Source organism: Chitinophaga sp. (assembly GCF_039596455.1).
Lineage (GTDB): Bacteria > Bacteroidota > Bacteroidia > Chitinophagales > Chitinophagaceae > Chitinophaga.
Genome location: NZ_JBCNJR010000003.1, coordinates 310,654 through 335,256, shown reverse-complemented (window position 1 = coordinate 335,256; position 24,603 = coordinate 310,654). Strand labels below are relative to the sequence as shown.

Sequence of the window (24,603 nt, the reverse complement as noted above, 5' to 3'; positions counted from 1 at the left end):
GCTGGCTTTGGCTGGTCTCAAAACGGTCTCGCAAACCACTTCTTAAACAACCAAAACTTACCTAAAGGTATGACAAAAACTGTTTTCGGGCCTTGTCCCTTGCAGATCGGGTCTGCTGACCGATCTGCCTGGCGGCGGGCTATTATTAAAACACTGCTGGTCATGAAATTGACTATTGTATTGCTCTTCGTTGCCTTACTCTCCGCAAGGGCGGAGGGGAGGGCCCAGACCGTATCTATCTCGGGCAAGGACATGCCGCTGAAAGAAATTTTTAACGCCGTTGAGAAACAAACGGGTTATGTGGTGCTCAGCAACAAGGAATTGCTGGCCGGCACAAAAACGGTTACGCTGTCTGTATTCAATCTGCCCCTGCAGGAGCTGCTGGACCTGGTGTTGAAAGACCAGCCGATGGAGTATGCCATTATGGACAAAACGATCTTTCTGTCAAAGAAAATAAAAGCGCCTTCACCCGCTCCCGCACTGCCATGGGCGCAGCCGGTCTTTCTCCCTGTTAAAGGGCGCCTGATGGCGGCAGACGGTACGTCGCTGCCCGGCGTCAACATCAAGGTGAGGGGAACAGACAAAGGAACGGTGTCTGCCGCCAATGGTTCTTTCTCCATTGAGGTGAATGAAGGAGAGATACTTGATTTCACCTTCATTGGTTTGGCGCCGCTCTCCGCTCGCCTTACAGATAACAAGTTCCAGCTGCTGCCGTCAGGCACGCCTGCCAAAACCGGCCGGCCGGCAGCCCCCGCGGGCACGGTGCTAAGCGGCAACCCCGGCTCATTGCTCATCCGCATGGTGCAAAGCACTTCTCCGCTGGATGAGGTGCAGGTAATTGCCTACGGCACCACCAGCCGCCGTTTGGCTACCGGCAACGTTACCAAGGTATCTGGCGAGGAGCTGGCCAAGCAGCCGGTGGCAGACCCTTTGGCGGCGCTCATGGGGCGTGTGCCGGGCATGGAAGTGAGCCAGGCAAGCGGTGTTCCCGGCGCCCGCATCAATGTACAGGTACGTGGCCGCGCCAATTTTGACAATTCTTATAGTTCTGACCAACCCTTGTTTATTCTTGACGGTGTGCCAATGGCGGCAGGGAACGACAGGATGAACGCCAATACCGGCCCCTTCGGTTCGTTACTGACAGATGGTTTAAGCCCGTTTGCCGGGCTGAACCCCGCAGATATTGAAAGCATTGAAGTGCTGAAAGATGCAGACGCCACCGCTATCTATGGCAGCAGGGGCGCCAACGGCGTGATCCTCATCACCACCAAAAAAGGTAAAACAGGGAAGATGAAGGTGAACGCGTCAGTATATTCCGGCATCAGCACGGTCACTACCCTGCCCAAAATGATGAATACGCAGCAGTACCTTGAAATGAGGAATGAGGCGTTCAAAAATGACAACATCACCAAAACCAATGCAAATGCGTACGATCTCCTGGTATGGGACCAAAACCGGTATACAGACTTCGCCAAATTGCTGGTAGGCAACCAGGCCCCCACTAACGATGCGCAGCTCACTTTGTCAGGCGGCACCCGCAACGTGCAGTACCGCCTGGGCGGCGGTTACCATAAAGAAGGGACCGTGTGGCCCGGCAATAAATCCAGCGACCGTGCTTCCATGAATTTCAGCCTCCGCAGCACCTCCCAGGATGAAAAGTTCACGGTAGACCTTTCCGGCCTCTACTCCGTTTCAAAAAGCGACCTCGTAGCCGGAGACCTGGCAGGGGCCATCACCCTTCCGCCCAACTACCGGCTGTATGACGATGAAGGGAACCTGTCATGGAACGAAGGTGGTGTTGATGACAGGAAAGACAACCCGCTGGCTACCTTCCTCCAGCAATACAAGTCCGTGATGAACAGCGTGAACGGCAGCCTGATGCTGAATTACAAGATCACGCCTGGCCTCACCGTCAGGAGCAGCTTTGGTTACAACGCTTCAATCGCTGACGATAGGCGGCTGATGCCACTGGCCTCTCAGAACCCGGCCAGGAACGCAACCGGCGTATCTTCACTTGGAAATAAAAGCGCCAGAAGCTGGATAATAGAGCCGCAGGCAGAATATAACAGGCATATCGGCAGGGGCAAACTGAACGTGCTGCTGGGAGCCACTTACAGCAACCGCAGCTCCAGCTCCATGTCAACCAGGGGCACCGGTTATACCAGCGATGACCTGCTGGAATCACTGGAAGCCGCCGCCACCATAACGGCCACCAATAAAGCCAGCCAATACAATTACCAGGCTTTCTTCGGAAGGCTGAACTACAACTGGGAAGATAAGTACATCGTTAATCTTACGGGCAGGAGAGACGGCTCCAGCCGCTTCGGCCCTGAGTTCCGTTTTTCCAACTTCGGCGCGGTAGGCGCCGCCTGGGTGTTCAGCAACGAAAGCTTTTTCAAAAACAACAATGTGATCAGCTTCGGCAAGCTGAGAGGCAGCTACGGCGTTACCGGCAATGACCAGATAGGGGAGTACAGCTATCTTGACAAATACATCAGCGGCTCGCTGTACGGCGGGGAAGCCACGCTCATACCGGGCAGTTTGTTCAGCCCCATGTTGCATTGGGAGCGGAACATAAAATCGGAACTGGCGGTGGAGCTTGGATTGTTACGGGACAGGGTGCTGCTCAGCGCCGCAGTTTTCCGGAACATTTCATCAGACCCGCTGGTGAGCTATCCTTTACCGGCCATGACCGGCTTTGTCAACGTGGTGAATAACCTGGAAGGTGTAAGGGTAGAGAACCGCGGCCTGGAGCTGACGCTGGGCACCAGGAACATCCAGCATGATAACTTCCGGTGGAACACAGATTTCAACCTGACCATCCCGAAAAACATTTTAAGACGGTACCCTAACCTGGAGTATTCCTCTTATTCCAAACAGTACGCCATCGGGCATTCCCTGAACGGCTGGTTCGGCGGCCAGTACCTTGGCGTAGACCCTGAAACCGGCTTATATACTGTGAAAGACGTGAACGGGGATAACAAGATGAACGGAGATGATTTTGCGATGGGAGGGCATACTGACCCCAAATATTTTGGTGGCATGAACAACACTTTTAGCTACAAGCGGTTTTCGGCCAGCTTCTTCCTGCAGTTCACCAGCAAGCTGGAACGTGACTGGAAGGTGGCGAACACATTGAAGATGCCCGGCACCTTGTTCAACTTCCCCGTACTGGCGCTTGACAGGTGGCAAACGCCCGGACAGCAAAGCGCTACGCAGAAGTATACAACAAGGGACGGCGCGCTTGACGGGCTCACCGGCACCTATGCCTACTACTTTTCAAACGGGCAGCTCACAGACGCTTCCTTTCTCCGCCTGAAGAACGTATACCTGGCGTACGACCTGCCTGCAGAATGGCTGCGCGCTGTCCGCATCAGCACCTGCAGGCTGTACCTGCAGGCGCAGAACCTGTTCGTTATTTCCGGCTATGAGGGCGGAGACCCGGAAGTACACAACTATACCCGTATGGCGCCCCTGCGCACCATTACCGGCGGCATACAGTTATCACTTTAACATCGTTGACCATGATTATTGCAACATATAAAAAAATGACGCTGCTGATCACTGCCATGCTGGTAGTGTCGGGCATTGGATGTAATAAATTCGTAGAGGTAGGCCCGCCTATTGATTCCATCACTACCGAGGCAGCCTATGCCACAGATGCCAAGGCAGGCTCCGTGGTAAGAGGCATGTACGTGTCTATGCTGAAGTCTGTCAACCAGGCTTTCGGCGGCGCTGTTTCGGCAGGTTTGGCAATCAGTGCTGATGAATTGTCTGTAACTTCTGCTACATCCGCTTACAGGGAGTTTTACGAAAACAGGGTCAACGCTGCCAACAACGCGGTGAACAATTTTTACTGGAAGCCGTTCTATAACACCATCTTTATAGCCAACGCCATCCTGGAGAACGTTCCGAAGTCTGCCGGCATGAGCGAGCCGGCCAAAACACGGTTCATGGCAGAGGCGCGGTTTGTAAGGGCCGCCGTTTACTTTTACCTCACCAACCTTTATGGAGACGTGCCTTTGCTGACCGGTACAGATTACGCCGAGAACGCCAGGCAGCCGCGTGCGGCTATAGACCGGGTCAATGATCTGATCATGACCGACCTGCAGGCCGCCAAAGCCGGCCTGGACGCCACCTATCCGGACGCTGTCCGCATCAGGGCCAATGTGCACGCCGTTAACGCCCTGCTGGCAAGGGTATATCTCTACCGGCAGGATTGGGAAAATGCGGAACGCATGGCTACCGAAGTGATTGAGGGCGGTGCAGCCCTGTACAACCTGGAGACTACATTGAACAACGTGTTTTTATTGTCCGGCAAGGAAGTGATCCTGCAGCTGTCTCACCCCGGCACTAACCTGTATACCTGGGAAGGGTATGCGTTTGTGCAGAACGGGGTGCCTGCTTATCCCCTTACCGATACCCTGTACAACGCTTTTGCCGCCGGAGATGCCAGGAAAACCAGCTGGGTGAAGACCACGCCGGTTACCTCCGGCGGCGTTACCCGTACTTACTATTCACCTTACAAATACAAGGTGAACTCGAACGGGGGCGGGGGCACCAGAACGGAGTCCCTGGCATTTTTACGCCTGGCGGAAATGTACCTGGTCAGGGCAGAAGCCAGGGCGCAACGCAGCAACCTGCCGCAAGCCATTGCAGACCTGGACGTGATCAGGAAGCGGGCAGGCCTGCAGACGCCAACAGACCCCGCCACCGGCAGGGATGCGCTGCTGGCGCTCATTGCCCATGAACGTTTTGTGGAACTTTTTGCGGAGCTGGGCCACCGCTGGCTTGACCTCAAACGTACCGGAAAGGCGGATGAAGTGCTGGCCGGTAAACCCAACTGGCGGCCGGAAGCAAAACTCTTCCCTATTCCACAGGAAGAAATAGAGCTCAACCCGGCGCTGCGTCAAAACGAAGGATATAATTAAAGTAAAACCAACCTGAAATAAAATGAATCTGAGAAATGTATTTGTTACAGCAGTTGCGGTATCGATCTCCGCAACTGCTGATGCACAGGAAGGGCCTTTTATGATAAAAGGCAGCGTTGATGCGAAGTACAACGGTCAACCCGTTTATCTCATCTGGCCAACCGGAAAAGACAGTGCCGTTATCAACAACAGCAGTTTTGTTTTCAAAGGAGAGGCTATCCCGCCAGCCGTGGGCGCCATTAAATTTGCGCCCCGCGGAAAAGACAGCCTGGCGCTCTTCCTCTCTGCAGATACCATTACTGTAAACGTTCAAGGCTCGCTGGAGAACGGCACCTTGACGGGCAACCGCGCCACGAAAGATTTTCTGGCCATCATGGAAAAGCTGGGGCCGCTCAATGCGTCCATCACCAAAGACGTAACGGCATTCCAGGCCATCCCCGCCGCCAGCCGCAAGCCTGAACATACAACGGAGCTGATGAAGAAGCTGGGCGCCTACTCCGAATCCAATAAGGAGATCGTGCATGCATTTATAGACCAGCATCCGGATTCCTATATTTCATTGTTCTTCCTGAAGAAGATCTCGGCGGTGAACAATTATGAAACCATCATGCCGCATCTATCCAGGCTGAGTGACCGCGTGCGGAGCACGCAGCTTGGCAAGGAGTTCACCACTCGCGTGATGGCCGCAAAAAGCCCGCTGGTAGGTACGCGGGCCAAAGACTTTGCAGCTAAAACGCCTGACGGGAAAGAGCTGGGCCTGCAAGACATCATGGCGAAAGGAGGATACACTTTTGTAGACTTCTGGGCCAGCTGGTGCGGCCCCTGCAGAAAGGAGAACCCCACCGTGGTAAAAGCGTTCGAGACTTATGGCGATAAAGGTTTCCACATCCTCAGCGTGTCTCTGGACACGGACGCCGCCAAATGGAAGGAAGCCATTGAGAAAGACGGCATGCCCTGGTACCATGTGTCCAACCTGATGGGCTGGAAAGACCCTGCTGCAAAGCTCTACAATGTACGCGCCATTCCGCATAATTTGCTGATAGACCCTTCGGGCACCATAGTAGCTACAGACCTGAGAGGAGAGGCGCTGCTGGCCAAGCTGAAGCTGCTGATAAAGTAGAAATATAATAACGATTAGACCGGCAGGAGAAGCAGGCCCCGTACAGGCACTGCTTCCCGCCGGATTTTCACACCCTGACAACCTTACAGCGGCGTATTCAACCGGGTGGTGGCCACTATGACGCTATTGCCCCTCACGGCCGAGAGGCGCAGCTGGTAGGCCGCCGGGTTGAAGGGTACGTTCACCGTAATGTCCGGCCCTTCACCCAGTTTTTTGATCATTATCGCATCTCCTTTCCTGTTCATCCGCACCAGGTGCCATTCATACCTGAGCCCCGGCATGGCGGAGGCGGCCAGCTTCCAGCGCTCGCCGTACCGTACCAGCGCCCGGTATACCAGCCTGCTGTTTTCTTTTGTAGCCAGGGCCGGGCGCAGGATGTGCACAGACGGCAGTTTTTCTGCAGGCGGCGTAACGCTGTGCTGCCATAGTTCCCGCAGCCGGTAAAAGGCGGGTTTATACCTGCCCTGATGGTCCAGCAGGCCGTTGAAGGAAAGATTATTGGTAGCCTGCTGGTCTTGCCAGGCCTCTATGAAGGCTCCGCCACCGTTTTTCCGCAAACTGTCGTATTGCGGCACAGAAGCTGCGGCAATAAAGCCGGGCACTCTTACGGCGGCTATCTGCGCCAGGCCTTTCCCGTCTGGCGGCACCAGCAGGCCAAATGCATCCGCCTGCGGTATCCCGTCTTTCAGGTACTGTGAAAAATCCGCCACATCTTCCCCGGCGTCTACATCAATGATCACGGGCCTGGAGGGGTCTTCCGCCTTTATTTGGCCAACGAGGCGTTTCAGCCATGCCGTGTATTCCTGCTGCTGGTACAGGTAGTCCGGCTTGAAATACCGCATTTGCAGCAGCCGGAAAGACGTGTTGGTAATGTACCATGCGCTGATCTCTTTCCTGTCTTTTAGACGTTTGATGTTGGTCACAATATGGCTGGCTTGCTCCGCCAGCCTGCCGGCATCGGCAAATGCGTCTGAAATGGCCGGCAAACAAAACCCGTAGTGCACCTGCATGCCCGTTTTGCGGGCGGCGAAGGAAATATTCCTGTCATATACGCCGGGGCCGTAACGGCGTATGGTATTGATGCCCATCCTGCGCATCTCCCGGAAGTCGCTCACGGCCTCCTTTCTAGTTAAGGTATGCAGGTTGCGGAACCAGTTGGCGCCTTTCTGGTAGTTAACGCCGCGGAGGGTGTCTGCCCAGGCAGCCCGACGGTATTGCCCGCTGTCCCTGGGGTTGCGGATGTAGTGCAGTGTTTTGACAGGGCCCGCCCGCAACTGCTGCATGTTCTTCACCTGTTTGAGAAAAGCGCCGGGGTCTGCCTGCCGCCAGTCTATGGCAGTGATGCCGCTGCTGTTGGCCGGTACGTTCCGGTCTGCGCCGGCGTTGAAAAGCACAAAAGACCTGATCTCTTTAAACTCGCCCATTATGCTTTTCCCCGCGTCTTCCATCCATTGCCGCTGCCGGCCTTCCGGACTGATGCTGCCGCCTTCCGCCACCATTACCGGCAGCCCTGAGCGGTACAGGTACTTGCGGTGGAAGGGCTCATACAGTTCCCTGAAAGAATACCATTTTCCGTCAGCATGCAGGCGGCCGTAGTTGAGGCCCGTCATGCCTATCCAGTCTACGTACGCCATGCCGGGAAAATAACTTTCCGCCGCAGTGGGCTGCCAGGGGTTCCAGACCCATATAGCGTTGTAAACGCGGTAGCGGATGAAGAGATCATGCACATACCGCCAGGCCTTCCTGAAATCTTCCGGTGTATTCCCCCCGGTGGAAGACCAGGGGTAGGCAGGGTTGTCAGGCTCATGCGCAAAACGAAGGTATACCGGCCTGTTCAGCGCTTTTACCTGCAAGGCGAACCGCTCCAGGTATGCATCAAACACGCCGTTCACAATATGGGTGAAAACTTTTTTCTCCTGCCGCAGGTCTTCATCTGCCGCAGAGAACAGGAACCTGGACGCCCACGGCTCCCAGGTGATCAGCGGTACAGACCCGTTCTCATAAATATCGCGCACCAGCGGCCCCGGTATATTGCTGCGCGCTTCATCTCCCCAGGGAATGTACAGGGAGATGATGGAGAAATGCGCTTTTGAACGCGCCTGCAAACGGTGTACGTCTGCCATGGAAGTAATGCCGTCTTCCGCAGTGGTGCTGAACAACCCGGCGTAGAACACCTGCTGCCTGATATTGTCTCCCACCGGCAGAAAGTACGCTCTTCGCGCATTACCAAAAAAATAGAGCACGGTAAATGATACAAACAGGATGATGGGAAAAGCAAGGATGCGCACACCGGCATAGAGCCCGTGCCTGAAATTCCAGAACTGCTGCTTGAGGTACCGGTAATACACAAAGCTCCGCCTGAAGAGCCGGAACCGCTCCCGCCACCGCCTGACGTCCCTTTCCCGGCTGATGGCTATGTTGAAGACCATCACCGCGAAGTTGAGGCCCGCAATGCCGGCCATTACCCAGGTATAGGGGTTCCATTCCACCTGCAGCCCGTATATGATGGCGGCCAGCGTAACCAGGGCCACCAGTATGTTGGGCAGGTTCAGCAGCCAGTTATCTTCTTCCTTATCGTCTTTCGGTGTGGGAATGTAAGGTACTTTCCGGCGGATGATGGTATAAAACAGCCCCAGTATATGCACCCACCAGGTACCGATGAGCAGCAGGCCGCCCAGTACATGGTTGCCCTGTTCGCCCCTTCCCATCACCCACCGCTGTACAAAATGCCGGATGGCCAGTATGGAGCAAAGGAAAGGGAGGCCCAGGAGCGTGAACTCCGCCAGGTCCATCCGGAAGGGTATAATGCCCAATACCAGCGAGAGCACAGGCACCAGGAAATTGATCAGGAAAATGACGCCGGAAAAATAGTGGAACGGGATGGTGCCGTAATGGAAGCGCTGCGCGCGGGTGAAGTTTTTAAAGAGCCGCGGGTACGAAGTAAGCAGCAGCTCAAACGTACCCCGCGCCCATTTGAGCTGCTGCTTGTAGTAGGCAGACAGGGTGGACGGCACCCTGCCACGGGTCAGCACCGCAGGCAGGTAAACAGCGTGCCAGCCGGCCGCATGCAGCTGCATGGAAGTATGCATGTCTTCCGCCAGCCCCGCCGCGTGCCCGCCAATATCATCCAGCGCGCTGCGGCGGAAAGTGCAGTTGGCGCCTATGGCCAGCACGGTGCCGTACCGGTTCATACACATCATCATAGGCCCGTAGAACTGGAAGGTTTGCTGCGCCGCGCCCTTGGCTATGAGGCTGTCTGCAAGATTATGATAGGCCTGCACCACCTGTACGTAACCTACCCTTTCATCATTGAAGAAAGGCACAATAGGGTCCAGGAACTCCGGCGCCGGAACATGGTCAGGGTCAAGCACCACGCACAGCTCTCCCGTAGCGTACCGCAGCGCGTTGTTGATGTTGCCGGCCTTGGCATCTTTCCGGTTGCTGCGGGTAACATGCCGCACGCCCAGCTGGCGGCACACTTCTTTCAGGTAAGGGTCATCGGCCTCATCACAGAGCCAGGACGTGTGCGGGTACCTGACCGCCTGCATGGCCTTCAGCGTTTCCACGATCATTTCATACGGCTCACCCGGACAGAAAGTAGTCAGCATGTCTACCGTAAACTGTTTATTCCCTTCCGCAGGCACGGGCACGGAAATGAACAGGTAGTGGTACCACTCATGCAAAATGCGCAGGCAGGCAAAGAGGGTAGCCGTCACAAACATCCAGTACAGCGGCGGGTGCGCAATATTGGCGGGTGACAGCAGGCGGTACAGAAAACACAGCAGGCTGGCGGTCCCGATAAGGACCATCAGCCGCAGGGAGAGCAGTTCACTCCTGGTGGGCGGCGGTGCTTGTTTAAATGCTGGCATGTATCAGTTCACTACATAAAATGGTGTGTTGGCGGTGGCCTCGTTACCGTGGCCATCAGCTATTTTCACATATATCCTGTAAGGCCCTTCCTGCAGCGGCGTGGTGAATAACAGCCTGTTGCCGCCGGCGGCACTGGTCATTGTGTCAAGCAATATAACGGGTGGCCTTTTCCGTTTCAGGTCTTCGTACCAGTCTTCTTTCATGATCTGCCATTGAACAGACGTAATACCCGCCTTGTTATCCGCTTCCATCACATATTCCGCCGCCTGTACGCTTTGCGGCCGGAAAAAAAGATTGTCACGCGCGCCCTCCCCGTTTACCAGCATGTACTTCAGGCGCGGAACGTCCATATCAGGCGCGGTTTTCCGCCATAGCTGCCTCAGCACATGCACGGCTTCCGTAGCAGCGCCGGTTGCCGAGAACGTGCTGAACCATGTAGGCGTGATCTCCTGCTTCTGGCCCCAGAAAAATACCATGGAGCCCAGGAAGCGCGGGTGTGTCAGCGGCATCTGTGTGGTGTACATGTCCAGGTAGTGCTGTGCTTTTTTGGTGCTGGTATTTTCAACCGGAACGTTCCAGGCGGTTGTTTCAGATTCCCAGGGGCCGTACGCGCCCCATTCCATTACCAGGAAAGGGCCGTTCCACAAGGGAGCATAACGCTGCAGCTGCGCGTTCAGGAATTTCAGTTTGCCGAAAGTATTGAAGGAGATGATGTCAAGCCCGGGTACCCGGTATTTGATCATCAATACCTGCGCTATGTTGAAGTTAGGCATGGTGGTAGTAACCGGGTGGTCAGGGTCTGTTTCATGGATCATGTCCAGCAGCCGGTTATAGGCATTGTAAAAAGCATAGTGCCCAGGCTTCCAGGTCATGCCCAGCTCATTCCCCAGGCACCACATCAACAACGCGGGGTGATCTTTATAGCGCACAACGGTATTGAAGAAAGCTTTATACATGGCCTCCACGTTCTCGTTGCTGCGGTAGTAATCCCGGTACACGCTGGCCGGCATGGGCAGCCCTACTATCACCGCTATATTATTCTTGTACGCTTCATCCAGCACGGATGCCAGCTGCAGGGTATCATACACCCTGATGGTATTGCCGCCGGCTTCATGCAGCTCTTTCAGGAAGGTGCTGCCTGATGCGCCTTGTATAAAAAATGGCCGGCCGTTGCGGTAAAGCACGTACCTGTCGTCAACCTTGCCTACAAAGACTTTCCGTCCCTTCGGAGAAGCGGCCACATAACGATCCGGAAGCAATGTCAGTACAATAAAAAAAATTGGCATTAATCCGAAGACCGGGAGCAAGGTCCAAACCAGTCTCTTCATAAACTTCATACTGCTGATTTTTTAATGGTCTGCCGATTCTGGATGATGTTCAGGGCGGCAAAGTAGAGAAAGTCAGAATTTTAGCGACTACTGATACTAGTAATGTTTGCACCATCAGCCATTACGGTCATTACTCATTTTGATACCGGTGCAGACGTGAGGCCTGTCTTCAGCCACGGCCCGCTGTTTGATAGTTATAACGGTAAAATGAATGACATGCGCAACCCGATCATCCGCCATAAATACACTGCAGACCCTACCGTGCTCACGCATGGTGAAAAGGCATACCTGTTCACCGGCCACGACGTACCGCCACAGGGCGTGGAAGACTATGTGATGCGTGACTGGCTGTGCTTTTCGTCTGCAGACCTGCGTACATGGCGGGAGCACCCCGTGCCCCTCAAAGCCGCTGATTTTGCCTGGGCGGGAGAGGACGCGTTTGCGTCTAAAGTAGTGTTCCGGGAAGGATGGTTCTACTGGTACGTAGCCGTCACGCACCGTACCATACCTGGCAAAGCCATTGGCGTGGCCGTTTCCCGCACGCCGGAAGGGCCGTACACAGATGCGCTGGGCGGCCCGCTGATTTCCGGAGATATGTTAATGACATTAACATCTGATAAAGAAAACCTGGACCCAAGTGTGCTGATAGATGATGACGGCCAGGCTTACATCTGCTGGGGCTGCCAGGTTTGCCATTTTGCAAAGCTGGATGACAGCATGATAAAGCTGGCAGGCGAGATCAGCACCATTCCCCTGCCGGCATTCAGCGAAGGCAGCCATCTCTATAAACGGAATGGCCACTATTACCTGATGTACGGACAAGGCATGCCGGAAAAAGTAGGGTACGCCATGAGCAGCAGCATTAACGGCCCCTGGGAATACCGCGGAATTGTTAATGAAGTACCTTACAACTGTGCAACCAACCGCCCCGCCACGCTGGATTTCCAGGGCAAATCGTGGTTCTTTTACCACAATGGGGCATTGCGGGGTGGTGGCAGCTACAGGAGGTCTGTGTGTATGGAGCCGTTGGAGTATGAGGAGGATGGTACGGTGAGGAAAGTGGTGATGAGCAAATAGAGTAGTCAGTTTTGATTATTATGTACAAACGCGCAGATGAAATCCGGCAGAAACTTTAAAATATCGTTGGAGGAACTCTCTTTGAGGGGCAGAAAGGTTATTGCACAGCAATCAGCAATATCCCTGGATAAAGTTTTGGCGCAAATCGGCTATTAAAAGAGAATTCAAAAGTTGCTCGCTCAGCAAAAAAAGAGCGGCTCCGCGGGAACTACAGCTGTTCCCATGGCATAATTTTAGCGCCATTTCTGTTTTTATTCACCTTAAAAAAACAGCGTTATGGCACCCAGAAGAAAAATAATCGGACATGACGGCCTTGAGCAGGCAGGGGATAACCTGGGGAATGATTACAGCAGGAACATCACCCGTGAAAAACAGGAAGACGATACGCTGAATATCATTGTTCGCAAAGGGAAGAAAAAGAAAGAAGACAAAGACAAAAATGAAAGGAGCAAAATAGTGAGCGACGAAAAGTTCCCGCAACACCCGCCGAAGAAATAGCCTGCCCGATATTGCATGCCCGCCGGTAGGGAGGAATAGCATTAGCCGTTCCTCAAACCGGCGGGTATTTGCTGCAGGAAATGCGCCAGCCCCGGCCCTTCCCGATGTACCCGCACGCCCTGCCGGTCAAACCCCAGCACAGGGTACGAACCTTTTTCCTGCGCCGCCTGTCCCGTAGTGACAATAAAAGGAAGCCCTCTTTCCCGCGCAAATTCTACTGCCTTGTTCAGAGACGTGATAGACCCGCCGGGGTGCCCGCTGATGTTGCAGCTTGTAATAAGCGGCGCGGTGTAATTGTTGCCGCCCCAGATGGCATCTTGCGCATCATGCGCAAAAGAACGCTCCACCTGTGTGAACAGCTTGCGGAACTGTCCGCCCAGCAACAGCCCCTGGTGCTGGCCGTCCCTGATCACGGGAGACTGGAAATGCCGGTGGCGGAATTGCAGGCGTATGAACGCCCCTTCCATTTGCAGGAACTGTTCGGGCGTATTGAAACCTTCCGGTAATGCTCCTTGCCGCGCCTGTGCCAGAAAATGATGCAGGCTGCCAATGGCCGTGCCGTAGTTTTTGCCTTCCAGCCGCATTTTACAATCGTCCAGTTGCCGCGCGCCTGCTGCCGTGGGCGCCGCCATGAGGGCAAATACACTGGGCAGCTGGATGAGCACGGGGTGTTGGTGAACGGTTCTTGCCACCATGGCCATAGCGGCCGGGGTGTTCAGGTCAATAAGAGGAATGGCCGCAGTGTGGCGGTGTACCGGTTTGCGTAAGGTGATCGTTTCCATGAACAGTGGTGTTTAATTTGGGGTGACTATACAAATCTATCATGCGCGGTTTGAGTGAGGCGGCGGTTTTAACGCAGGGGTTGCGCGGGTTGATGGATGGGCGGTTTTGATTAACGGGATAACCGGTACCTCGGACGGTTTGGAAACGAAAAGTTACCCTCTTACACGGGCGGTAGACCTATACCAGACACCTATCGTATCTATACTAGACAATTGCATCACCGAGTCAACATAAAGGGAATACCGAAGGGTCAGCGAAGGGAAAGCGAACGCCAGGTGGACTTGATGTGGAAATGCCCCGCATTTGGTGTAGAGATGACCTGAGGATGCCGTTCTGAGCTAATACCGGCAAAAGAAGGGTGCAAAGATACGTTCGGCGTATCAGGGATAAGACAAAAAAACACGGGAAACAGCGCTTTCAGGGCGTTTTAAAGGCGAAAAAGTGAGGGGAGGGCATAGAGGGGCGTTCAGCGGGGCTGGCGAGGCGGTAAAGGGTGTAAAAAAAGAGCTGCGGCATGCGCGGTGCGGGCGGTGAATACAAGACCGGCCCTACCGGCATCTGCAAAAAACGAACGCTATTCCCGTTGTGGATGATGAATCACCAATCCCGGCATTACCGGCAGCTCCATGCGTGGCTGCCGCTGGGGGCTGTAAGGAGCATGTTCCTCCCGCACTACTACCGCCGCCTCCGGCTGCAGCACCGCAATGATCTGTGCCGCCATAAATTTCTGGTTGCCCATCAAATACCGGCGGCCATGCTCCACCTGCCAGCAGGTCACCTCCAGTATCACGCAGGTTACCGTGTTCCGGTCAGCCGGCACGGTCAGCGTGAATGCCGCAGAAGGCTCATCTGCCTTCAGCATCACCATTTCAGACGCTGCCGCCTCGGCCTTGGTGAAACCCCGCTCCAGGCCTACGGCCACCGCCCTGATGCCCACATGCGTGGCCCTGGGGTTAGCCAGATGTTTGAGGATGGCAGGAACGGTTACCTCAATGTTGCCGTCTGCATTACGCACAGCGGACACATCCACGGGCAATACTTTTGCAAGGTCTGCATGCGTAGTGAAACAAAAACGCTCCAGGCCCCGGAAGTACCGTGGTATAAAACGTTTCTGCCGGTGCAGGTCATCCTGCCGCAGTACCCCCAGCAAGCTTCCGTTCAGCCTGTTGATCAGCTTATTGTCCTGTTTTACGTGCAGCAGGCCGTGCAGGGCGTGGCGTACGGTAGCCCCCAGGCGACTGGCCTGCCCGAAGTGGCGGCTGCTCACCTTGCTGCGGGAGCTTTGCCGCACTTCTTCCGGCATGCTGCGCAGGTAGTACTTTTTGCCCACCCGGTACCCGATGACGTTACCCAGCTTGCCGGTAAATTTTAACAAACTTGTTTGCGTTGCCATAACATGTTTTTTCACTGAATTTAAGGCATTCGGCGGGGCTGGGCGGGAAGGGGGATTCAATAGATTCTAAAACGCGGACGAACAGCGTTAGAGATTTTCGAAGAGCGCTTCGATTGGAGTTAGATATTGACAAAAAAGAGAGCGTACAGGGATGGAAGTTATCGAAAAATGGCGTGGCGAAAGACGAAAAAAAGGACTGGCGCTCGTTTTGGCCAGTCCTTATACATGTTAAACGTAGTTTTGGGCCATCACCACCGCAAACTCCCGTAAAAGAACGAAGTAGCGTCCGCCACCCGGTAAAGCCCGCCCAGGTTGGTCACATTGGGGTTGGCGCTTCTTACATAGTCAACGCGGAAAGGCCCGCCGTTCGTAAAGTAATTCTGGATGTCTATCAGCTGCGTGGTGCGCGCGGCCCAGTTGTCGTCATAAGCAGCGTTGCTCAGGGTGAGCACACCGTTCTCGTACGTGTAATTGTAGGTGGCATTGGCTGTAAACGTAGTAGTACCGTTATTGTTCCGCGTAATCACCCTGGCCGTGCCGGAATTGGAGAGAATGAACCGCACGTCTACCAGCGTACGCCGCGGGTTCATGGCGGCAAATTTGGACACGCAGGCCTGGTAGGCGGTGTTGAAGCCTGAGGTAACCCCTGCCGGCAGGCTGTTGCCTATATACAGCTCCCGGTAGGTGCCGTTGTAATTGAACAGAGTGGCCATGGGAAGAATAGGCGTATCGTTCTGTTTGATCACGTATTTTGTACCATCTTTCGCAATCAGCACAAATTCCCCGTTCTCCATTTTCCCCTTTACGAAAATAATGCTGCCTAACCCGAAGTAGGGCGCAAAGTTGATGCCCACGTCTTCGTAGTTGTACTTGCCGGGTATCTGCACCACTTCCCCGTTATCGTCAATGAACTGGAGCTTCCCGGCCTTGTTGGATTTGTCCAGCACAAATTCCACCTTGTTTTTGATACCGTCAACGGTGATGTAGTTGTTCTGCTTGACGGTAAAGTAGTCATTAACCTCGTCAATGTTCTCTTTGAAGGCCGCACCCAGGTAGCGGTCTTTTTCCGCTGCGGTGGCCTTTACCAGCACCAGCTCGTTCTTGTACTTGAAGCCGCGCAGTATTATGCTGTCTCCGCTGGTGCGCTGGTATTCGAATTCTATATCGCTCTGCAGGCCGGAACCCGAAGCGCCTCCGTAAGAGGAGGGCGAAGGGTCTTGCAGCATGGTGATGTAGTTGTAGGTGTCGAATATCAGCGTGGCGTTCATCACCCATTTAATACGGAAAGAGGAGGTGCTGCGCTCCGTGGCGGTAGCATCGTTGAGGTCTGCCACCATTACTACAGACTGGGAAGCGTCAAAATCCATGTAGAAGCCGTAGCCGCCTTTGGCAGAGGTAGTGAGGTAGGCTTTCCAGCCATGCTCCGCGCTCAGCAGGCCGCTGTTCAGCTCGTTGATCCTGGCAGACATCCTTTCTTCCGGCGTTTCTTCAAACACCTTGGCCTCATCTTTATTGCAGCTGAGGAACAGGCATGCTGCGGACAGTATATATAGTAATTGTTTCATTGGTTGTTGTTTTAGAATTTACCGTAGAAGTAATTATCCGGCTCGTCTTTCACGGAAAACCCGCCGAACTTGAGGAAGTTGGAAGGGCCGGCGGAAGCGGGTATCCAGTCTCCCTTGAACGTGTGCCCGTTCAGGTAGTTGATCAGCGGCGTGTAGCCGGCCAGCACCTGGGAGTTGCGCCCGTTGCCATATGGCGTGTCGGTGGCGCCGGAATCAAAACGTTTGAAGGTGATGTCTCCGTTGGGGGCTACGGTAATATTGAAATCGTACCAGGCCGAAAAGCTGGAGCCGGCAGCGTTGGTATAGCTGTGCTGTACCTGCATCACGGTGGGGGAAAGAAAAACGATCTGGAAATACGCGGGTTTGCGGCCGTTGGTGCCGAGCCCTGTTTTCACGGCTTCCCATACCTGTTTGAACTGTTCAGACTGGCCAAACTCCGCATAGTGCGCGCCGTCTGCCAGGTTCACCATCAGCGGGTTGCTGATGAGGCTGTTCTGCAGGGCGTAGAGGAAGGTCTTCGTGTTGTCGTTATAGGTATCACGGAGTACCTTCAATACTTCATATTGCAGCTCGCGGAAGTTGATGTTGAGGTGCTGTTTGAAGTATTCCACCACCAGCGCTTCTTTTTTCTTGAGCTTGGCCTGCCCGTCAGGGCCTGCGGCTTTTGCATAACTGTCGTACCACAGCTGGCCTTCAATGAGCAGGTGAGCGGTTACTTCGGCAAAGTCTTCAGTATACACGCTCCTGGCATACCGGGAAACGAAGCCAAGGCTGCGCGCTACCTGCTCTGTATTGGTAGATCCCGTCCAGTCCGCATTGTAATCCCCTTTGGATATCTGCTGGAACTCCGGCGGAATGGCCACTATCTGGTTCAGGATGTGCGTGAACTCATGATGGATGGTACGCATTCTGCGGCTTACCTGTGCGGGTTGTGCAAAGTCGAGGTTATTCAGCTCGTACAACACTACGCGGCGGCCGCCGTCTGCCGTGCCCAGCGTAATGGTGCCGTTGGAGTTGTAGGAAGGAGAGCCGTACAGCACAAATTGTTTCGGGGTGTACGTTTTGATGAATGCAGGCCCGGCCACTTTCTCGTAAGTTTTCAGGAAAATATTGATGATGGCCTCCGCAGTAGGTTTCACCCGTTCCAGCTGGATGGGGGAGATGTCTTTTACCACGTCTGTCAGGTTCCTTTCAAACCTGTACACCAGCTGTATATTGTAAGGGTTGGTGAGGTTGGCGGTGATCCAGTTGTCTATTTCCGTTTGCTGCGGCTGGTCTACCACGTACCTGGACATGTCTACGTTCAGGGATTCCGATTTCCGGCAAGACCAGGTGTTGAGGAGCAGCAGCCCGCACAAGCCTGTGCTGAATATATATTTGAATGTCATCATTATCTTGGGTTTGAGGGTAAGCCTGATAATTTTACTTCCTGCGGTAACTGGAACATTCTGCGGTTGTCTCCATGCTTCAGTTCAGTAAATGTTTCCGTACCGTTGTTATCAATATGATTGTGTTTTACGGTGAGCTGGTGGCGCAGAATGTCCATCCAGCGGATGCCTTCCAGGATGAAGGCCCTCTTTTTGCTGTCCAGCAATACGTTCAGCAGGGCTTTTTTGTCATCCGCTTCCCCGGAAAACTTGCGGGCCTTTTCAAGGGTCATGCCGTGGTTGGTGAGAGAGAAATTGCTGATGCGGGCCCGCGCAAATTCATTCATGTCATTGATGGCATAGGTGAAGCTCTCCTTCCGGATGTATGCTTCCGCCCGGTTCATCAGCGCTTCATCTACCGTAAACAGCGGCATCATGATATAGGGAAGGCCGGTGCCCTGTGCTACGTTGGTATAGTGGAAGTACTCGTTGTACTTGCCGGGGTTGTAGTTGGGCGCCGTCCAGTGAAACAGCACCGTTCTGAAAGTAGCGCCGAAGGCGGTGGTGCCGGCGTAGTGGGTTTTTACCTGCTCCCCGAAGCCGTACCGGTTGGCGCCTGCGCCGGAGCTGCGGTGGTATACGGAGTAGGTGTTGGCCAGCAGCAGGTTGAAAGGCCTTTCGGCTTTGGTGTATTCCTGCCGGTGTTCCGTAGCGGTCAGGCCGGAGAGGTTGCCGGCGTACTGGCGCATGTTGTCGTAAAAATTATTTTCCGGCAGTATGGCGGAAACGTGTTCTATCACCTTGTCCCAATCCCCTTTAAAAAGGTAGAACCGGGCCGCGAATGCATGGGCCGCCTGCTGGTTGAAATGATATTTGGGTACTTTCCAGTCGCCGCCTTTCAGCAGCTCCAGGCCTTCCGTAAGGTCTTTTTCTATTTGTTCGTACACGCCTTGCACGGTACCCCTGTCATACTCCTTGAACACTACTGTTTCCGGCGCTGTTACGTAGGGAACGCCCATGCCTGCATTGGCGCCGCCGATCTCGTAAGCCTGTGCAAAGAGGGTTACCAGCATGTGGTGGGCGTAGGCGCGGGCAATGAGGGCCTCGCCTTTGTAGGGCAGCACCTTGTTGCCGAAGTTGTTCTGCTCAATGGCCTCCAGGGCATGGTTGGCAGCGGCAATGGCGCGGTAGCAGGCGTTCCAGTATTCCGCCGGCGTGCTGTTGCCGGAACCTTCGGGGTCTCTCCAGAAATAGAGGTCTTCGTAAGGCTGGCCCTGGGTGCCGGAAAGCGCGGCCGTTCTGTCTTCCGAATTGTCTGAGGCTGATTCGGTAAACAGGTAGTGACGGTCAGGGTAGGCGGATACCAGCAGCCCCGCTACTTTATCTATATTGTTGATCTCTGCCCGGTTATCAGGGTTTACCTCCAGGTATTTGCTGCACGATGCCAGCAACAGCGTTCCCAGTGATAACAGGCTGCCTATGATGATATGTCTTTTCATTGGTTGTGTCGGTTTAGTGGTTACAGTCCCAGTTTAATGGCCAGTGTATATTGTTTGGGAATAGGCATGGCCACGCCGCCGTTGTTGAAGAACTCAGGGTCTGCGCCGTACAGGTTCTTGTCTGAGTACAGCAGGGCAATGTTGTTGCCTACCAGGGAGAGCTGCGCGCTCCTGAACCCGAAGCGTGACAGGAATTTGGCGGGTATCTCATAATCTATCGCTACTCTTTTCAGGCGGATGAAATCACCCTTTGCCACCGCGTTGGTGGAGTAGTTATAGGCGTTGTAAGGGTATACGCCGCTTACTATCTCTCCGGTAGCCTCATTCACAACACCGTTCACCACGTGGTATACACCCAGCAGGGAAGGGATGTGGGTGCGGTTCTCGTCTCCCGACTGCAGCCAGCGGTCGTTCATGCGGTTAGACATGGTGTACATATCTGAATATGCAGCGGAGAATATGGGCTGCAACCGTATCCAGTTGCCGGCCGCAAAGGTGAACAGGGCGGATACGGAGAACCGTTTGTAGGCAAACTGGTTGTAGAAACCGCCGGTGAGCGTGGGGTCTGTAGGCCCGTGGTAGAGCAGGTAGTTCTTGTCTTCATCCTGCAGGCGCACGTAGGTGGTAGGCTTGCCGTCTGCCGTGAGGTACACGGGGTAACCGTACTCAGGGTCAAGGCCCTTGAAGGGGATGGAATAGAGGCCGCGTTGGGCGTATCCTACCCGCATGCCGCCTTCCGCACGCGCGTTGGCCCAGATGTTGGGGTTGATCTCCAGCCTGGTCACTTCGTTCTTGTTCACCCCGAAGTTGAACTGCGTTCTCCAGCGGAAGCTGTTGGGAATGTTCACAGGGTTGCCGGCAACGGTCAGCTCGAGGCCCCGTGCTTTCATGTCTGCATAGTTGGCCGTTTTGGTGAACTGCCCGCCGATGCCGGACGTGTTCAGGCTGCCAATGAGGTCGAAAGAACGGCGCTTGTACCAGTCAACCGTCAGGTCAATTTTATTGAACAGGGCCAGGTTGGCGCCCAGGTTCAGCTCGTACATTTTTTCCCAGGTAAGGCCCGAGTTTTCCAGCCCGCTTAGAAAAATGCCCGACTCCTTTTCGGTTTCATAAGGCCGGTAGGTAACCTGGTTGTAGAAAACGGCGGAAGAGTTGCGGGCGTTGCCGATGCTGGCCGTCATGCCGTAAGTGGCGCGCAGCGTGGCGCCGGAAAGCACCCTGCTGATGCCGCCGGTGTAGAAAGGCTCGTGGTCAAGGTGCCAGGCGCCTGACACGTTCCAGGTGGGCAGCCAGCGGGCTACTTTTGATTTACCCATTTTGTTGGAACCATCATACCGGGCCGTGGCGTTGAAGCTGTACTTCTCGCCGTATGCATACGCGGCGCGGCCCATGAACGCGGCAAAACGTTCCTTGCCGTAGTCCATGCCGAAGTAAGGGTCTCCGCCTTCTATCATCTTCTTGAAGTAACGGTAATTGGGGTTCACCAGCCCGCCATTCTCATACTGGTAGCCAATCCCTTCATAATTGGAATTTTGCCGGTCTGTGCTGCGCAGCTCCATGGAACCGAAGAAGTTGAAGCGGTGCACGCTGTTGAAGGTATTGTCATACTCGATGTTCTGCCGGAAATAGAAGTTCTTCAGGTTGTTCACCGTGGTATTGAAGAAACCGCCTTCAGGCAGCACCACTACGGGGAGGGAGGTAGGGTCATCAGGGTCTGTGTACAGGTTGATGTTGCCTTCCGCAATAGTGGCATCGTAGTTGGCGCGGAACGCTTCGGCCATGTTGGAGCCTTCTTTCACGTAATGCTCGCGGGTGGTGTTGGCATAACGGTACGCCGCGTCTACAGAATACTCCAGCTGCGGGAGTATCTTGTACTTGAGGCCGCCCTGCACCTGCAGGTCAAGCCCTTTGAGGGTGAGATAGTTGGTATTTAATTCATTGATGATATTGAAAGGCGCGTAGTTCCTCACAAAATACTCCGGGTCCCCGTTCTGGTCATACGCCGTCATAAGGCGGCTGGTGTTGAGCGCGTAGGAGTAGGGGTTGATGTCGAAATCCCTGGAGTACTGCCCGTATACGGGGTCAGAGTTGCGGGTGAGCGTACCGGGGGTGCGCTGGTCCCTGATAGAGCCGTTTACCAGCACTTCCGCCCGCAGCCTTTCATTGATCCTGAAGTTGTTGCGGAAACGGGCGGTATAGCGGCTCACATTGTCTCCCAGCGTTTGCCCGTTATCTTTCATGAGCGAGGTGGAGAAGTAGGTTTGTGAGTTGGCGCTGCCGGAGTTGACGCTGAGGGAATGCTCCTGCAGCAGGGAGTTCCTGAACAGGAGGTCAAACCAGTCCGTATTGGCGTTGGCGTAACGCTCCAGGAAGCCCAGCCGGTCTTCCATGGTGTTTTTCAGCCCGTACGTGTCTGTAACGGGGTCATACACGTACATCTGGTTGTACATTTTATAGAAGATGCCGCCGTCTTTTGCGCGGGAAATGGAGCTATGGTTATAGTAGCCTTTGTTTTCCAGCTCCAGCAGCACGGAGAGCTGGTCTGCGGAGTTCATGATATCGAACTGGTTGTAGGAGGGCTTCAGGTAGGTGGTGAAGGTGCCCGTGTAGTTGATCAGGGGCTTGCCTTCCGTGTTCCGTCCTTTTTTGGTGGTCACCACAATTACGCCGTTCATGGCGCGGGCGCCGTACATGGCGGTGGCGGCCGCGTCTTTCAGGATGGTGAAAGACTCAATATCATCAGGGTTGATGCCGGCTACGGAAGATCCGATGAGGGTATTGGCGTCTCCGGTAGAGAGGGCTTCGTTAGAGATGTTCACCACATCTTCCAGGATGATGCCGTCTATCACCCACAGCGGTTTGTTTTCCCCGGAAAGGGAGGTGGCGCCGCGCACGCGTATTTTAGGGGCCGCACCAAAGGTACCTGACACGTTCTGTACAGATACGCCGGCCACCTGGCCTTCCAGCATGCGGGAAATATCAGGTACGCCGTTACGCTCCGCGTCTTTGGCGCTTACCTTGGAGCTGGCGCCGGTAAACAGCTTCCGGTCAACCGTCTGGTAACCGGTTACCACTACTTCCTGCATCTTGCTTTCAGACTCTTCCAGCACCACGTTCAGCACCGTGGAAGCGGCGCCCAGCTTCACCTCTTTTGGGGTGTAGCCGATGAAGCGGAACAACAGCGTGGCGTCTTCGCTCACGTTCCGCAGCTCAAACCGCCCGTTGGCGTCTGTGATGGTGCCGGTAGACGTGCCTTTGATGGCAATGGAAACGCCCGCCAGCGGCAGGCCGTCTTTGCTTTTCACCACGCCGCTTACGGTGATGTTGTCAGCAGCGGTGATGGCTGCCGGCGCGGCCGCCGTTTCTTTCACCGGTTTGATGACCACGCTGCTGTCTACAATCGTAAAGGAAAGCGGCTGCCCCGCCAGGGACAGCTTCAGGGCCTGCTCCAGCGGCGTGTTTTTTACCGACATGGTGACCTTGCCTGCGCGCTGCAGCATTTGCATGTTGTATACAAACTGGTAGCCGGTTTGCTGCCGCATGGCCAGGAACACCTTTTCCAGCGGTGCGTTCTTCACGCTGATCGTGACATTTTGCGCCCAGCCTGCCGCAGCGCTCTCGAGCGTAAACACGGTAGTCAGCAGTAAAATGAGTTTCATCATCAAATAGATTTTGGCGGGGAACCGGCCGCGCATAGGTGGGACGCTCCCATAAGCAGTAATTTTCATACTTTTAGCGTGTTAGATTGAATGTTTCCGAAATGTGTTTGCAAATGTTTGATCTGATGCTCCGCCGGTGATGCGCCAACATCACCGGCTTTTTTGTGCCCGGACGGTGCGCCAACACCACCGGACCGCTTCAGCATCTTACTGTGTACTGCATAGGTAATTGCTCATCGTGCTATGTTCTTTTTTGGTTGAATATTCAGGTTAAGGTTGAACGGTGATCGTATTGCCCTCCATGCTGAAATGCACGGCCCCGGTCAGTTCCAGCAATCCCAGCAGCTTGGAAAGCTTGTCTTTCCGGGATACGGTGCAGGTAAAGTCCATGTTCACCACGTTGCCCTTGTATTGCACGTCTACATCGTACCAGCGTGACACCTGCCGCATAATTTGCCGGATGTTGGCGCCGTTGAAATAGATGATGCCGTTTTTCCAGGCCAGCTCTTCTTCCACATCCGCCTTTCCCACCTGCAGGCTGCCGTCTTTGCCGCCTATCACCGCATGCTGCCCCGGCGCCAGCAACCGCGCCGGGTTGCCCGGCGAGGTAACGCGCACGGAGCCGGAGAGCAGCGTGGTAACAATATTGGCCTCATCCTCATAACTCATGATGTTGAACCGGGTGCCCAGCACGGCCACGTTGATGTCACGCACCTTTACTTCAAAGGGGCGGGCCTTGTCTTCCGCCACCTCCAGGTAAGCTTCCCCGGTCAGCTCCACTTCCCTTTTGGGGCCGGAGAAAACGGTGGGGAATTTCAGGGAAGAGGCGGCGTTGAGCCATACCCTGGTGCCGTCCGGCAGGGTAATGGTAAATTCTCCGCCCCTGGGCGTGGAGATCTTGTTGAAGGCGGGTGTAGCGGTACCGCTGCCGGCCTGGGGCTCATACGCCAGCTGCCCGTTTGCCATCAGCACGCGGGAGCCGCCCTGGTTCACAATGTGGCCATTGCCCAGGCTGTCCAGCTCCACTACGGAATTGTCTGCCAGCGTGAGCACGGCGGTATGGCGGCCGGGTTGTTTTTCCGGCATGGCCGGCCGGGTTTGCACAACGGCCGGGGGCTGCTGGCGGCGGTCCAGCAGCAGGTAGGCCGCGGCAGACAGGCATATGAGGGCTACCGCGGCGGCGCTCAGCCACCGCCAGCCTGTTTGCCGGAGGGAGGCGCGCTTGCCGGGTTTGTCTGCAGATACAATGCGCCTGAATGTTTCGTGTGAACGTTCTTGCTGTACAGGGGAAGCGGATGGGGCTTCCTGCCCGGCTATCAGGGCCAGCTGTTCTGCCAGTTCCTCCCGGGCGGGGGAGGAAAGTAATTGCTCCAGTTCTTGCTGCTCTTCGCCGGTCAGCGCGCCGGCAGCATATTGTTTAAGCAGGTATTTGATCCGCGTTTGGTCCATGTCCGGGCTTGTATTGAAGGTATAAAGGGTAACTCCCTACCCTAATAAGACGGGGTCCGCAGGA

Annotated in this window: 14 protein-coding genes; 5 read left to right on the top strand and 9 right to left on the bottom strand. The window is 54.9% G+C overall.

The annotated features are described in order from the left end of the window. Window positions 1-162 precede the first annotated feature (162 nt). The 3 genes from ABDW36_RS14130 to ABDW36_RS14120 are packed head-to-tail and all read left to right on the top strand — an operon-like array spanning window position 163 to window position 6,051. Window positions 163-3,513: a SusC/RagA family TonB-linked outer membrane protein gene (locus tag ABDW36_RS14130; RefSeq protein WP_343702559.1), complete on the top strand. Its 3,351-nt coding sequence runs from the start codon at window positions 163-165 to the stop codon at window positions 3,511-3,513. An 11-nt stretch (window positions 3,514-3,524) separates the two neighbouring features. Next, window positions 3,525-4,931 (top strand): RagB/SusD family nutrient uptake outer membrane protein, encoded by a 1,407-nt coding sequence (locus tag ABDW36_RS14125; RefSeq protein ID WP_343702558.1) that lies wholly within the window; start codon window positions 3,525-3,527, stop codon window positions 4,929-4,931. A 22-nt stretch (window positions 4,932-4,953) separates the two neighbouring features. Then, window positions 4,954-6,051 carry a TlpA disulfide reductase family protein gene (locus ABDW36_RS14120; RefSeq protein WP_343702557.1) on the top strand — a complete coding sequence of 366 codons (1,098 nt, stop codon included), beginning with the start codon at window positions 4,954-4,956 and terminating at the stop codon, window positions 6,049-6,051. Between the two features lie 83 nt (window positions 6,052-6,134). Here ABDW36_RS14120 and ABDW36_RS14115 read toward each other — a convergent pair whose 3' ends face one another. Together ABDW36_RS14115 and ABDW36_RS14110 are read right to left on the bottom strand one after the other, a co-directional pair. Then, a complete protein-coding gene (locus ABDW36_RS14115; protein ID WP_343702556.1) occupies window positions 6,135-9,920 on the bottom strand; it encodes a glycosyltransferase in 3,786 nt (1,261 codons plus the stop codon). 3 nt (window positions 9,921-9,923) lie between these two features. Continuing rightward, window positions 9,924-11,180 (bottom strand): glycoside hydrolase family 2 TIM barrel-domain containing protein, encoded by a 1,257-nt coding sequence (locus tag ABDW36_RS14110; RefSeq protein ID WP_343702555.1) that lies wholly within the window; start codon window positions 11,178-11,180, stop codon window positions 9,924-9,926. 171 nt (window positions 11,181-11,351) lie between these two features. On the opposite strand from ABDW36_RS14110, the gene ABDW36_RS14105 reads away from it, so the two are divergent. Together ABDW36_RS14105 and ABDW36_RS14100 are read left to right on the top strand one after the other, a co-directional pair. Beyond that, the gene (locus tag ABDW36_RS14105) at window positions 11,352-12,326 is read left to right on the top strand and encodes a glycoside hydrolase family 43 protein (protein WP_343702554.1); all 975 of its coding nucleotides are present in this window, start codon (window positions 11,352-11,354) and stop codon (window positions 12,324-12,326) included. 276 nt (window positions 12,327-12,602) lie between these two features. Further along, on the top strand, window positions 12,603-12,824 hold the full coding sequence (locus ABDW36_RS14100; RefSeq protein ID WP_343702553.1) for a hypothetical protein: 222 nt from the start codon (window positions 12,603-12,605) through the stop codon (window positions 12,822-12,824). Between the two features lie 41 nt (window positions 12,825-12,865). Here the strand turns inward: ABDW36_RS14100 and ABDW36_RS14095 are convergent, their stop codons facing one another. The 7 genes from ABDW36_RS14095 to ABDW36_RS14065 form a co-directional block, all read right to left on the bottom strand. Then, window positions 12,866-13,606, bottom strand: a complete 741-nt coding sequence (locus ABDW36_RS14095; RefSeq protein ID WP_343702552.1) for a hypothetical protein — start codon at window positions 13,604-13,606, stop codon at window positions 12,866-12,868. Window positions 13,607-14,181: 575 nt separating this feature from the next. After that, on the bottom strand, window positions 14,182-15,000 hold the full coding sequence (locus tag ABDW36_RS14090) for a hypothetical protein (protein WP_343702551.1): 819 nt from the start codon (window positions 14,998-15,000) through the stop codon (window positions 14,182-14,184). A 248-nt stretch (window positions 15,001-15,248) separates the two neighbouring features. Further along, the gene (locus ABDW36_RS14085; RefSeq protein ID WP_343702550.1) at window positions 15,249-16,565 is read right to left on the bottom strand and encodes a DUF4302 domain-containing protein; all 1,317 of its coding nucleotides are present in this window, start codon (window positions 16,563-16,565) and stop codon (window positions 15,249-15,251) included. An 11-nt stretch (window positions 16,566-16,576) separates the two neighbouring features. After that, the gene (locus ABDW36_RS14080; protein WP_343702549.1) at window positions 16,577-17,956 is read right to left on the bottom strand and encodes a substrate import-associated zinc metallohydrolase lipoprotein; all 1,380 of its coding nucleotides are present in this window, start codon (window positions 17,954-17,956) and stop codon (window positions 16,577-16,579) included. Beyond that, window positions 17,956-19,431 (bottom strand): RagB/SusD family nutrient uptake outer membrane protein, encoded by a 1,476-nt coding sequence (locus tag ABDW36_RS14075; protein WP_343702548.1) that lies wholly within the window; start codon window positions 19,429-19,431, stop codon window positions 17,956-17,958. Before ABDW36_RS14075 ends, ABDW36_RS14080 begins: the two co-directional genes overlap by 1 nt. A gap of 20 nt (window positions 19,432-19,451) precedes the next feature. Continuing rightward, window positions 19,452-23,093 carry a SusC/RagA family TonB-linked outer membrane protein gene (locus ABDW36_RS14070; RefSeq protein ID WP_343702547.1) on the bottom strand — a complete coding sequence of 1,214 codons (3,642 nt, stop codon included), beginning with the start codon at window positions 23,091-23,093 and terminating at the stop codon, window positions 19,452-19,454. A 267-nt stretch (window positions 23,094-23,360) separates the two neighbouring features. Further along, entirely contained in the window at window positions 23,361-24,539 is a 1,179-nt protein-coding gene (locus tag ABDW36_RS14065) for a FecR domain-containing protein (protein ID WP_343702546.1), read from the bottom strand. Between the last annotated feature and the right edge of the window lie 64 nt (window positions 24,540-24,603).

Excerpts from the sequence above, each read along its gene's own strand:
- ABDW36_RS14130 (WP_343702559.1), top strand. The coding sequence starts at position 163 with ATGAAATTGACTATTGTATTGCTCTTCGTTGCCTTACTCTCCGCAAGG.
- ABDW36_RS14125 (WP_343702558.1), top strand. The coding sequence starts at position 3,525 with ATGATTATTGCAACATATAAAAAAATGACGCTGCTGATCACTGCCATG.
- ABDW36_RS14120 (WP_343702557.1), top strand. The coding sequence starts at position 4,954 with ATGAATCTGAGAAATGTATTTGTTACAGCAGTTGCGGTATCGATCTCC.
- ABDW36_RS14115 (WP_343702556.1), bottom strand. The coding sequence starts at position 9,920 with ATGCCAGCATTTAAACAAGCACCGCCGCCCACCAGGAGTGAACTGCTC.
- ABDW36_RS14105 (WP_343702554.1), top strand. The coding sequence starts at position 11,352 with ATGTTTGCACCATCAGCCATTACGGTCATTACTCATTTTGATACCGGT.
- ABDW36_RS14100 (WP_343702553.1), top strand. The coding sequence starts at position 12,603 with ATGGCACCCAGAAGAAAAATAATCGGACATGACGGCCTTGAGCAGGCA.
- ABDW36_RS14095 (WP_343702552.1), bottom strand. The coding sequence starts at position 13,606 with ATGGAAACGATCACCTTACGCAAACCGGTACACCGCCACACTGCGGCC.
- ABDW36_RS14090 (WP_343702551.1), bottom strand. The coding sequence starts at position 15,000 with ATGGCAACGCAAACAAGTTTGTTAAAATTTACCGGCAAGCTGGGTAAC.
- ABDW36_RS14085 (WP_343702550.1), bottom strand. The coding sequence starts at position 16,565 with ATGAAACAATTACTATATATACTGTCCGCAGCATGCCTGTTCCTCAGC.
- ABDW36_RS14080 (WP_343702549.1), bottom strand. The coding sequence starts at position 17,956 with ATGATGACATTCAAATATATATTCAGCACAGGCTTGTGCGGGCTGCTG.
- ABDW36_RS14075 (WP_343702548.1), bottom strand. The coding sequence starts at position 19,431 with ATGAAAAGACATATCATCATAGGCAGCCTGTTATCACTGGGAACGCTG.
- ABDW36_RS14070 (WP_343702547.1), bottom strand. The coding sequence starts at position 23,093 with ATGATGAAACTCATTTTACTGCTGACTACCGTGTTTACGCTCGAGAGC.
- ABDW36_RS14065 (WP_343702546.1), bottom strand. The coding sequence starts at position 24,539 with ATGGACCAAACGCGGATCAAATACCTGCTTAAACAATATGCTGCCGGC.